Source organism: Nostocoides japonicum T1-X7, from assembly GCF_001046855.1.
Lineage (GTDB): Bacteria > Actinomycetota > Actinomycetes > Actinomycetales > Dermatophilaceae > Nostocoides > Nostocoides japonicum.
Genome location: NZ_HF570958.1, coordinates 2,351,253 through 2,361,860 on the forward strand (window position 1 = coordinate 2,351,253; position 10,608 = coordinate 2,361,860).

10 protein-coding genes are annotated in these 10,608 nt (G+C 73.5%); 8 read left to right on the forward strand and 2 right to left on the reverse strand.

Going from position 1 to position 10,608, the window contains the following annotated elements; translation table 11 throughout:
- Nucleotides 1–123 precede the first annotated feature (123 nt).
- Complete coding sequence (locus BN12_RS10495) at nt 124–2,004, forward strand: AMP-dependent synthetase/ligase (RefSeq protein WP_048552286.1); 1,881 nt, start codon at nt 124–126, stop codon at nt 2,002–2,004.
- Nucleotides 2,005–2,288: 284 nt separating this feature from the next.
- Here BN12_RS10495 and BN12_RS10500 read toward each other — a convergent pair whose 3' ends face one another.
- Entirely contained in the window at nt 2,289–2,888 is a 600-nt protein-coding gene (locus BN12_RS10500) for a protein-L-isoaspartate O-methyltransferase family protein (protein WP_048552288.1), read from the reverse strand.
- A 64-nt stretch (nt 2,889–2,952) separates the two neighbouring features.
- Here BN12_RS10500 and BN12_RS10505 point away from each other — a divergent pair, with 64 nt between their 5' ends.
- From BN12_RS10505 to BN12_RS10515, 3 genes are read left to right on the forward strand one after another with little or no spacing between them, the layout of a single operon-like run.
- A complete protein-coding gene (locus BN12_RS10505; RefSeq protein ID WP_048552290.1) occupies nt 2,953–4,944 on the forward strand; it encodes a TIGR03960 family B12-binding radical SAM protein in 1,992 nt (663 codons plus the stop codon).
- Nucleotides 4,941–6,179, forward strand: a complete 1,239-nt coding sequence (locus BN12_RS10510; protein ID WP_048552292.1) for a sensor histidine kinase — start codon at nt 4,941–4,943, stop codon at nt 6,177–6,179. The genes BN12_RS10505 and BN12_RS10510 overlap by 4 nt, the downstream gene beginning before the upstream one ends.
- A complete protein-coding gene (locus tag BN12_RS10515; RefSeq protein WP_048552294.1) occupies nt 6,176–6,823 on the forward strand; it encodes a response regulator in 648 nt (215 codons plus the stop codon). The genes BN12_RS10510 and BN12_RS10515 overlap by 4 nt, the downstream gene beginning before the upstream one ends.
- A gap of 18 nt (nt 6,824–6,841) precedes the next feature.
- On the opposite strand, the gene BN12_RS10520 is transcribed toward BN12_RS10515, so the two are convergent.
- Nucleotides 6,842–7,576: a LamG domain-containing protein gene (locus BN12_RS10520; protein WP_048552296.1), complete on the reverse strand. Its 735-nt coding sequence runs from the start codon at nt 7,574–7,576 to the stop codon at nt 6,842–6,844.
- Nucleotides 7,577–7,711: 135 nt separating this feature from the next.
- On the opposite strand from BN12_RS10520, the gene BN12_RS10525 reads away from it, so the two are divergent.
- The 4 genes from BN12_RS10525 to BN12_RS25120 all read left to right on the forward strand — a co-directional run.
- Nucleotides 7,712–8,470, forward strand: coding sequence for an ABC transporter ATP-binding protein (locus BN12_RS10525; protein ID WP_048552300.1), 759 nt, complete (start codon nt 7,712–7,714; stop codon nt 8,468–8,470).
- Nucleotides 8,467–9,885, forward strand: coding sequence for an ABC transporter permease (locus BN12_RS10530; protein WP_048552302.1), 1,419 nt, complete (start codon nt 8,467–8,469; stop codon nt 9,883–9,885). The genes BN12_RS10525 and BN12_RS10530 overlap by 4 nt, the downstream gene beginning before the upstream one ends.
- Nucleotides 9,886–9,915: 30 nt before the next feature.
- Nucleotides 9,916–10,281 (forward strand): TraR/DksA family transcriptional regulator, encoded by a 366-nt coding sequence (locus tag BN12_RS10535; protein ID WP_048552303.1) that lies wholly within the window; start codon nt 9,916–9,918, stop codon nt 10,279–10,281.
- A gap of 4 nt (nt 10,282–10,285) precedes the next feature.
- A partial coding sequence (locus tag BN12_RS25120) for a hypothetical protein (protein WP_200901190.1) occupies nt 10,286–10,608 on the forward strand: 323 nt, incomplete at its 3' end.

Genomic DNA, 10,608 nt, shown 5'->3' on the forward strand with positions numbered 1-10,608 from the left:
GCGGTCGCCCGGGCCGCGGTCGCCCGGGTGCGAGCCGCCTCGGCGCGGCCGCGGAACCGGAGCCGCTCGCCGGGGCGTTGTGGCAGCATCACCGCAAGCCCCCCGAGCGCCGAGGATGCCGTCATGCCGCTCCAGCCGTCCGTCCTGCCCGACCCCAGCGCCGAGCGTTACGACCCGGCGCTGCTGACCGACCGCCCGGCGAGCGTCGGCGCCCTCTTCCGCGACCGCGTCCGCAGGACTCCCGACCGGATCGCCTTCAGGTACCCCACGACGGACGCCGACGGCGTCGACACGTGGCACGACGTGACGTGGAGCCAGGCGGACCGGCGCGTCCGGCGGCTCGCGGCGGGACTCGTCGCCCTCGGGATCGGCCCGGAGCAGCGCGTCGCCATCGCGTCCGGCACCCGGTACGAGTGGGCGCTCGCCGACCTGGCCGTCATGCGCTCCGGCGGGGCGACGACGACCGTCTACCCGACGACGATGCCCGAGGACGTGGCATACATCCTCACTGACTCCGAGAGCGTCGCCGTCTTCGCCGAGAACGCCGCGCAGCTCGCCAAGCTGGAGGGGATCCGCGACGCGGTGCCCGCCCTGCGGACCGTCGTCGTCCTCGACGGCGATGTCGCGTCGGCCGCCGACCCCGGCTGGGTCGTGACGCTCGACGACCTCGAGGCCCGGGGCGCCGAGCTCCTGGAGACCGACCCCGGCGTCGTCGACGCGCGTATCGACGGCGCCCGGCCGGACCAGCTCGCCACGCTCATCTACACCTCGGGGACGACCGGCCGGCCCAAGGGGGTCCGGCTGCTCCACCGGACGTGGACCTACCAGGCGGCGGCGTGCCAGGCGATGGGCACCTTGGGCGAGGACGACCTGCAGTACCTCTGGCTGCCGCTCGCCCACGTCTTCGGCAAGCAGCTGCTGACGATCAACCTCCAGCTCGGCTTCGCGACGGCGATCGACGGGCGGATCGACCGGATCGTCCCGAACCTCGCCGTCGTCCAGCCGACCTTCATGGGCGCGGCGCCGCGCATCTTCGAGAAGGCCCACGCGGCCATCACGATGGCGATCGCCGCCGAGGGCGGGGTGAAGCAGCGGATGTTCGACTGGGCGGTCGCGGTCGGTGGGCAGGTCGCCGACGTCATGGAGCACGGCCGGCGCCCCTCGCCCCTCCTCGCGGCCCGGCACCGCGTCGCCGACGCCCTCGTGCTGCGGACGGTGCGAGCCCGCTTCGGCGGCCGGATCCGCTTCTTCATCTCCGGCTCGGCGGCGCTCAACCCCGACGTGGCGCGGTTCTTCGGCGCCGTCGGGATGCCCGTCGCCGAGGGCTACGGCCTCACCGAGTCCAGCTCCGCCGCCTTCGTCAACCGCCTCGAGGCGTGGCAGACCGGGTCGGTCGGCTGGCAGATCGCCGGGCTCGAGGTGCGGATCGCCGACGACGGCGAGATCCTCCTGCGCGGCGAGGGGATCATGGACGGCTACCACAACAACCCCGAGGCGACGGCCGAGGCCGTCGACGCCGACGGCTGGTTCCACACCGGCGACATCGGCGAGCTCGACGAGCGGAGGTTCCTGCGGATCACCGACCGCAAGAAGGACCTCTTCAAGACCAGCGGCGGCAAGTACGTCGCCCCGTCGGCCATCGAGTCCTCCTTCAAGGGCATCTGTCCGTACGTCAGCCAGCTCGTCGTCCACGGCGACCAGCGCAACTTCGTCTCCGCGCTCGTCACCCTCGACCCGGACGCCATCGGGGCCTGGGCGGCCGCCCACGGCATGGCGGGCCGGCCGTATGCCGAGGTCGTCACCTCCCCGGAGGTCCGGGATCTCGTCCAGGGCTATGTCGACGAGCTCAACGGCACGCTCAACCGGTGGGAGACCATCAAGCGGTTCACGATCCTCGACCACGACCTCACCGTCGAGGCCGGTGAGCTGACGCCGAGCCTGAAGCTGAAGCGGAAGGTCGTCGCCGAGCGCTTCGCCGACGTGCTCGACGCCCACTACACGTGACGCGCCACGGGCGGCCGCCAAGCGACATCAACTCGGCACGTGCGGGGTTGTCGTGGTCGCGCGTGTCGACTGGCCACGGAAAGCCCGCACCTGCCGGGCGACGTCTGCGGGCACGGCACGTGCGGGTTGTCGTGGTCGGCTCCGCGACCGGGCTGCCGGCGATCCTTGTGGGGAAGCTGACCAGAGTCCTGGCTCGCGTCAGCTTCCCCATAAGGCGTCGAGCCCAGGGATGCGTCGGGTCAGGGGTGCGTCGAGCCCGGGGATGCGTCGGGTCGGCGATGCGGTCAGTCGTCGGTGACGAGCGGGACGAACCGGTATGCCCCGTGCTCGCTGACCTCGTCGCTGTCCCCCACGTGCCGGACGAGGCGCGTCATCCTGGCCCCGACGGGGATGACGAGGACGCCGCCGTCGGCCAGCTGGTCGACGAGGCCCTGTGGCAGGCGCCGCGGCGCCGCCGACACGAGGATGCGGTCGAACGGCCCGTCGTCAGGGGCCCCGAGGACCCCGGGACGCGCCGCGACGAGCCGAGCCCACGGCATACCCGCGCGCTCGAGGTTCGCCGCGCCGAACCGGACCAGCTCCGGAACCCGTTCGACGCCGAGGACGCTCCCGGTAGGCCCGGTGAGGTGGGCGAGGAGAGCGGTCGTCCAGCCCGACCCGGCACCGACGTCGAGGACCCGGTCACCGGGCCGGACGGCGAGGAGCCGGAGCATGTCGGCGACGGTCCGCGGCTGCGAGTTCGTCTGGCCGTGGCCGATGTCGAGCGGTCCGTCGTAGGCGGCGTCGCGGCGTCGCGCCCGAGGCAGGAAGCCCGCCCGCGGGACGGCCACCATCGCCGCGCGGACCCGCTCGGCGACGGCGTCGGTGCCCGACGCCCCGGCCATCGTCCCAGTGTGCCGCCACCCGGGGCGTTTCCGCAGGCCGGGGACTGCGGCATACCCTGTCCGCATGTCCGGTGAGTCCCGCTTCGCTGCCCTCGAGCCGCTGCTGGAGCAGGTGAGCAAGCCGATCCAGTACGTCGGCGGGGAGCTCAACTCCACGGTCAAGGACTGGAACGTCGGCGGGTTCGGTCCCGGGGGAGAGGAGCTCACCGTCCGCTGGGCGCTCATGTACCCCGACGCCTACGAGGTCGGCGCCCCCAACCAGGGCGTCATGATCCTCTACGAGGTGCTCAACGAGCGGCCCGACGCCCTCGCCGAGCGGACGTATGCCGTGTGGCCCGACATGGAGGCTCTCATGCGCGAGCACGGCGTGCCTCAGCTCACCGTCGACGCACACCGCGCGGTCCGCGACTTCGACGTCTTCGGGATCTCCTTCTCGACCGAGCTCGGCTACACCAACCTGCTCACCGCCCTCGATCTCGCCGGGATCCCGCTGCACAGTGCGGACCGCACCGACGACGACCCGATCGTCGTCATGGGCGGCCACGCGTCGTTCAACCCCGAGCCGGTCGCCGACTTCATCGACGCGGCGATCGTCGGCGACGGGGAGGAGGCCGTCCTCGCCGTCACCGCGATCATCGGGGAGTGGAAGGCCGAGGGTATGCCGGGGGGCCGGCGCGAGCTGCTGCTGCGCCTCGCCCGGACCGGCGGCGTCTACGTGCCGGCGTTCTACGACGTGTCCTACCTACCCGACGGCCGGATCCAGCGGGTCGCGCCCGCACCGTGGGCCGCGGGCGTGCCGTGGCGGGTCAGCAAGCACACCGTCATGGACCTCGACGCGTGGCCGTATCCCAAGCAGCCGCTCGTGCCGCTCGCGGAGTCGGTCCACGAGCGGATGTCGGTGGAGATCTTCCGAGGCTGCACGCGGGGCTGCCGCTTCTGCCAGGCCGGCATGATCACCCGCCCGGTCCGTGAGCGGTCCATCACCGGTATCGGCGAGATGGTCGAGCGCGGGCTCGCCGCAACGGGTTTCGAGGAGGTGGGGCTGCTCTCCCTGTCGAGCGCCGACCACTCCGAGATCGCTGACATCACCAAGGGCCTCGCCGACCGCTACGAGGGCACCCAGACCGGCCTGTCGCTGCCCTCGACCCGGGTCGACGCCTTCAACATCGACCTCGCCAACGAGCTGACCCGGAACGGCCGACGATCCGGGCTGACCTTCGCCCCGGAGGGCGGCAGCGAGCGGATCCGCAAGGTCATCAACAAGATGGTGACCGAGCAGGACCTCATCGACACTGTCGCGGCGGCCTACGGCGCCGGCTGGCGACAGGTCAAGCTCTACTTCATGTGCGGTCTCCCGACGGAGACCGACGAGGACGTCCTGCAGATCGCGGACCTCGCGAAGAAGGTCATCGAGACCGGGCGCGAGGTGAGTGGCACGCGCGACATCCGGTGCACCGTGTCGATCGGGGGCTTCGTGCCCAAGCCGCACACGCCGTTCCAGTGGGCCGGGCAGCTGTCCGCCGAGGGCACCGACGCTCGGCTCGAGAAGCTGCGGGCCGCCATCCGGTCCGACCGCCGCTACGGGTCGGCGATCGGGTTCCGGTACCACGACGGGAAGCCCGGCATCGTCGAGGGCCTCCTCTCGCGGGGCGACCGCCGCGTCGGCCGGGTCATCGAGGCCGTGTGGCGGGACGGCGGGCGGTTCGACGGGTGGAGCGAGCACTTCTCCTACGACCGCTGGATGGCCTGCGCGGAGCGGGAGCTCGCGGCATACGGCGTCGATGTCGACTGGTACACGACCCGTGAGCGTGAGGAGTCGGAGGTCCTGCCGTGGGACCACATCGACTCCGGCCTCGACAAGGAATGGCTCTGGCAGGACTGGCTCGACGCGATCGACGAGGTCGAGGTCGACGACTGCCGCTGGACGCCCTGCTTCGACTGCGGCGTCTGCCCGCAGCTGGGCACCGAGATCGAGATCGGCCCGACGGGTCGGACGCTCCTGCCCCTCAGCGTCCTCGGCGCGGGCCGTGAGCGGATGGCCGCCGGCGCGACGTGACCGACGTCGACGTCTGGGGCGAGGACCGGCCCCTCGGGCGCGGCGCCCTTCTCCTCGACGTCGGCCTGGCGCTCGGCATCGGGCTGCTCGGGCTCGCCGTGGGGGCGACGCAGTCCCGGTGGTCCGTCCTCGCGGCCGTCCTGCTGTCCGTGGCGCTCGCGGTGCGCCGCGTGTCGTGGCCGGCGGCGTTCGGGCTGTCCGTCGCGGGCGGGGTGGCCCAGATCGTCGGTGGGGACGTCAACGTCGTGGCGGACCTCGCCTACGCGCCGATCGCCTTCAGCTTCGGGGCGCACCGGTCGGCGAAGGTCCGCTGGTTCGGACTCGTCAGCGCCGTCGCGGGCGTCGTCGTCGCCGGCACCTGGGCCGCGCTGCACCAGTCCACCGATGCCGCCGGGACGCCCGAGGTCGCCGTCGGCGGGACGATCACGGCGGCACTCGCGGCGCTCGTCCTCCTCGGCGGGTGGCTCACCGGGTTCGTCCGGTGGCAGCGGCGGGAGGCGGTCCGCGCCGGGATCGCCGTGCGGCTGCAGTCGGCGGAGGAGCGGCGGCTGCAGGACCTCGTCGCCCAGGAGCAGGAGCGGACCCGCATCGCGGCCGACATGCACGACGTCGTCGCCCACTCGTGGGCCGTCGTCGCCGCGCAGGCCGACGGGGCGCGCTACCTGCTGCGTTCCGACCCCGACCGCGCCGAGGAGGCGCTCGGGGTCATCGGGGAGACGGCGCGCACCGCGATGACCGACGTGCGGCAGCTGCTCACCCGGCTCCGCGAGCCGGGCGTCGCGGACGCCGAGGGCGACCTGGCGTTCGAGCGGCCCGAGGCGCTCGTCGGCCGGATGCGGGCCTCGGGCATGACGCTCGACGTCCGCCGCAGCGGTAAGCCGCCGGACGACCCGGCCCTGGCCAGCACCGCGCGGCGGGTCTTCGCGGAGTCGTTGACGAACGCCCTCAAGCACGGCGACCTCACGACACCGGTGCGGGTCGAGGAGGAGTGGCAGGGGCAGGCATACCGGCTCCGGGTGGAGAATGCCCGCGCGGCCGGACAGGGCGAGGGGGAGTCGATGGGCGGCGACGGGACGGGTGCTCGGGCGATGGACGGCGACGGACACGGGCTGCGCGGCATGGCCGAGCGGGTCGGGTCCGCGGGTGGCGCGATGTCGGCGGGCCCGACCGACCGTGGCCGCCGGTGGGTGCTGTGTATCGAGATCCCCAGTGCCACAACGGAGGACGCCTCATGACCATCCGTGTCGCCCTCGTCGACGACCAGCCGCTCTTCCGGGCCGGGATCGCGATGGTCATCGGGTCCCAGCCCGACCTGGAAGTCGTCGGGCAGGCCGGGGACGGCTCGCAGGTCCCCGGTCTCGTCGCGGAGGTGCGGCCCGACGTCGTCCTCATGGACGTGCGGATGCCGGCGGTCGACGGGGTGGCCGCGACCCGCGCGCTCGTCGACGCCCTCGGGGAGCGGGCCCCCCGGGTCCTCGTCCTCACGACGTTCGACCACGACGAGGCGGCGGCGTCGGCCATCGAGGCGGGCGCGAGCGGGTTCGTCCTGAAGTCCGCCGAGCCCGAGCTGCTCCTCGCCTCGATCAGGGCGGTGGCCGCGGGCAACCAGGTCGTGGCGGCCGGCGCGACCCGGGCGCTCTTCGAGCGGTTCCGGGCCCGCGACACCGCCACCCCGGGCCCCGAGTACGCCTCCCTGACGCCGCGCGAGCGGGAGATCCTCGTCCGGGCGGCCCAGGGCCTCTCGAACGCCGAGATCGCGGCGGCGGAGTTCCTCGCCGAGGGCACGGTCAAGACCCATGTGTCCCGTATCCTCACCAAGCTCGGCCTCCGCGACCGGGTCCAGCTCGTCGTCTACGCCTACGAGCACGACCTCGTCTGAGGCTGCGCACGCCCGAGGTCAGCGAACCAGCGCGGCGACCTGGGCGGCGGTCAGGGCGCGCGGATAGAGGCGGACCTCGTCGAGGTCGCCGTCGAAGAAGGCCTCGAGCAGCCCCTTGGCCGGAGCGCTCTTCGCACCGACCGCGAGCGGCTCGTCGTCGGAGCAGGTGCGCCCGGTGACGGCCTGCGAGACGACCTGGACACCACCGACGTAGATCCGCAGCCGGGTGCCGTCGTAGGTCGCGGCCAGATGCGTCCAGGTGTTCACGGGCACGACGCCCGGCGTGTCGACCCACACCCAGTGCCTGCTGTCGCAGCCGCCGTAGAAGCCGCCGGCCCGGACCTGCCCCGTCGTGCGGATGTTGAGCCAGTAGGCGCCGGCCTTCTCCAGCACCTCCCAGCGCCCGAGGGTCCCGTCGTTCTCGACGCCGGTGTAGCGGACCCATGCCGCGATGGTGTAGCGATCGACGTCGAGAGCCGGAGCGTCGCCCACGTCGACCCACTGGTGCTGCGCGCCGACGAGCCGGAGCGCCTTCCCACGACCTGCGAGGCCCTTGACGTAGGCCCGCGGTGCCGAGGTCCCGACGAGCGTGCCGTCGAGGTGCCCCGGCGACCGGTCGGTCACCGTCGTGCCCGTCTCCTGGGCGAAGGTGTAGCGCAGGACGGGCCCCGGCGGCGTGGCCCGCGCCGGGGCGGCCAGGGCGAGCGGGAGCACGGCCATCGACACGACCGCGGCCCCGCGGAACGCCCGCATCACTCCGCCTCCTCCGGCACACCCCTCCGCTCGCAGTATGCACCCGCGGGGCCGTCCGCATACCTCTTGCGATGTATGCGGAAGCTGCCCTGCGGCAGACGCGCCGGCCTGGGTCGCCCACCTACCGTCGAGACCATGACCCCGAGCCAGCCGCACCCCGTCCTGTCCTTCCGCGACGTCCACCGTGTCTACGGCGAGGGGTCCGGCGCCGTCCGGGCGCTCGACGGCGTGACCGTCGACGTCGAGCCGAGCCGGTTCACCGCCGTCATGGGGCCGTCGGGGTCGGGCAAGTCGACGTTCATGAACCTCGCCGCCGGTCTCGACGACCCGACGAGCGGGGAGGTGTGGCTCGCCGGACAGCCGCTCCACGCGATGGACGAGGATCGCCGGACGCGGCTGCGCAGGGACCACGTGGGGTTCGTCTTCCAGGCGTTCAACCTCGTCCCCACGCTCACCGCGCGGGAGAACGTCGTCCTGCCCTTCGAGCTCGCGGGCCGGCGCCTCACGGCCGACGACCGGGCCCGCATCGACGGGCTGCTCGAGAGCCTCGGCCTCCTCGCCCGGGCGGGACACCGCCCCGCGGCGCTCTCCGGGGGTCAGCAGCAGCGCGTCGCCATCGCCCGTGCCCTCGCCATCGGCCCCCATGTCGTCATCGCCGACGAGCCGACGGGGAACCTCGACACCCGCTCCTCGCGCGAGGTCCTCAGCCTCATGCGGACCGCGGCCGACGAGTACCGCCAGACGATCCTCATGGTGACGCACGACCCCGTCGCCGCCTCCTACGCCGACCGGATCATCGTCATCGCCGACGGCCGGATCGTCGGCGACCATCCGGGTCTCGCGCCGGCCGCCATCGCCGACCTCATGGTCTCCCTCGAGGTCGGTGCGGCATGAGCACCGCAGGCGTCCGGCGCGGGCTGGTCCTCGGGTCGCCGCGCGAGCTCGGCACCGTCGGTCTCGTCGCCGGCCTCTGCGGCGCTTATGCCGGTGTGCTCGTCACCGCGAGCAGCCTCCTGACGGCGATGGCGACGCAGACCGACGGACAGACGAGCGCCGGTCTCATGCTCGCCGTCGTCTCGACGGTCTTCATCCTCATCGCCGTCTACGTCTCGGCCGTCGTCATCGTCAATGCCGTGGACACCGTCGTCGCGGGGCGGCTGCGGCAGATCGCGCTGCTGCGCCTCCTCGGCGCCCGGCCCGCGACGCTCCGGGGCTCGGTCATGCGCAGCGCCGGTGCGGTCGGCGCCCTCGGGGCCGTCGCGGGCGCTGTCCTCGGCGTGCTCGCCACCGACGTCTTCCGCATCGTCCTCGTCCATCGCGGGACGCTCCCCGGTGTGACGTACCCCGTGACGAGCTCCTTCCTCCTCGCCCCCGTCGCGACGATCTCCTTCATGGCGCTCGCCGCCGGCTGGGTGGGCTCCCGGTCGGTGCTGCGCGTCACGGCGGCCCAGGCGCTGACCGGCGCCGAGGGGGCGGCACCCGCACCGGACCGCTCGACCTCCGTCGTCCGGGCGGCCTTCGCCATCGTCCTCATGGCCGGCGGGGCGCTCGTCCTCGTCGCGGCTGCGTGGCTGGGAGAGCGCGGGAGCCTCGCCGGGTTCCTCGCCGCCTTCGTCGGGGCGGCCACCTCCGGCACCGGGCTCCTCATCGGTGCCCGCTTCGTCGTCCCACGCCTCGTGGCGCTCGCCGGCCGGCTCCTCGGGTCGGACCCGCCGAGCCGGGTGGCCCGTCGCAACGCCGTCGCCGACCCGCTCCGCACGACCCGCTCGACGATGGGTCTGGTCATCGGCGTCACCCTCGTCACGACGATCGCCTCGGGTATGCGGGCCCTGCAGGTCTCCGTCGACTCCTGGACCGGCCTCACGGCCGAGCAGCGGGCGGAGACCCACACGGTCCTCTCGACGATGACGTCGATCCTCGTCGCGATCGTCGTCATCTCGTGCGTCATCTCCGCCGTCGGATTCGTCAGCACGATGTCGCTGACGGTCATCCAGCGGCGCCGGGAGATCGGGCTGCTGCGGGCCCTCGGGTTCACCGGCGCCCAGGTGCGGTCGATGGTGACGAAGGAGTCGGCCGCGCTCGCGGGCACGGCGGTCGCCTTCGGCCTCGCCCTCGGTCTCGGCTACGGGTCCGTCGGCGCCCAGTCGCTCGTCGGGTTCCAGACCGACGGGTTCGTCTGGGGCCTGCCCTGGGCCGTCCTCGGGACCGTCGCGGTCGTGGGACTCCTCCTCGTCCTCGTCGCGGCCGCTCCACCCGCGCGTCGCGCCGTCGCGATCGCTCCGGTCCAGGCCCTCCACGTCGACCGCTGATCCGCCGCCCGGGATGGGACGATGAGGCCCATGGATGCCCGGACGGCCAGGCGGCTGCTGGACCGCGAGCGACGCGACGCGGCGCAGCGGCTCGCCGACCTCGAGGCGAGCTTCACCGACATCGTCGAGTCCGCGACGGACAGCAACGTCGACGACGAGCACGATCCGGAGGGGGCGACGATCGCCGCGGAGCGCCAGCAGCTGGGCGCGCTGGCCGAGCAGGCCAGGTCCCAGGTCGCCGCCGTCGACGCCGCGCTCGTGCGGGTCACGGCGGGCACCTTCGGCGTCTGCGAACGATGCGGACGTCCCATCGGGGACGAGCGGCTGGAGGCTCGGCCCACCGCCACGTGGTGCATCGACTGCGCGAGGCGAACCGAGCAACGAGCGCGTGGGTGACGCCATGGGACCCCGCAGCGGCCGACTCCTCCGGCGCTGGCTCGCGCTGCTCGCCGCCCTGACGGGTGCCGGCCTCGTCTGGCTGCACCTCACCGGCGTAGGGGCCGACGAGCTCTCGCCGGCGGTCGTGCTCCTCGCGTGGTCGCCGTCCCTGGCCGCCGTCGTCGTCGCGGCCCTGCCGGGCGGGGGTGGGGGAGTCGGTGCGCTCCTCGCCCCGGTCCGGAGGATCCGGTTCGGCGCTCACGTCTGGGCCGTCGCCGTCGGCCTCCCGTTCGCCGTCGTCGTCCTGGCCCGCGCGACGGCCGCCGGTCTCGGCCACCCGGCCCC

What these genes read in the sequence shown, in the direction of transcription:
- BN12_RS10505 (WP_048552290.1), top strand. Translation starts at nt 2,953, where the DNA reads ATGTCCGGTGAGTCCCGCTTCGCTGCCCTCGAGCCGCTGCTGGAGCAG.
- BN12_RS10515 (WP_048552294.1), top strand. Translation starts at nt 6,176, where the DNA reads ATGACCATCCGTGTCGCCCTCGTCGACGACCAGCCGCTCTTCCGGGCC.
- BN12_RS10535 (WP_048552303.1), top strand. Translation starts at nt 9,916, where the DNA reads ATGGATGCCCGGACGGCCAGGCGGCTGCTGGACCGCGAGCGACGCGAC.
- BN12_RS10500 (WP_048552288.1), bottom strand. Translation starts at nt 2,888, where the DNA reads ATGGCCGGGGCGTCGGGCACCGACGCCGTCGCCGAGCGGGTCCGCGCG.
- BN12_RS10495 (WP_048552286.1), top strand. Translation starts at nt 124, where the DNA reads ATGCCGCTCCAGCCGTCCGTCCTGCCCGACCCCAGCGCCGAGCGTTAC.
- BN12_RS10530 (WP_048552302.1), top strand. Translation starts at nt 8,467, where the DNA reads ATGAGCACCGCAGGCGTCCGGCGCGGGCTGGTCCTCGGGTCGCCGCGC.
- BN12_RS10525 (WP_048552300.1), top strand. Translation starts at nt 7,712, where the DNA reads ATGACCCCGAGCCAGCCGCACCCCGTCCTGTCCTTCCGCGACGTCCAC.
- BN12_RS10520 (WP_048552296.1), bottom strand. Translation starts at nt 7,576, where the DNA reads ATGCGGGCGTTCCGCGGGGCCGCGGTCGTGTCGATGGCCGTGCTCCCG.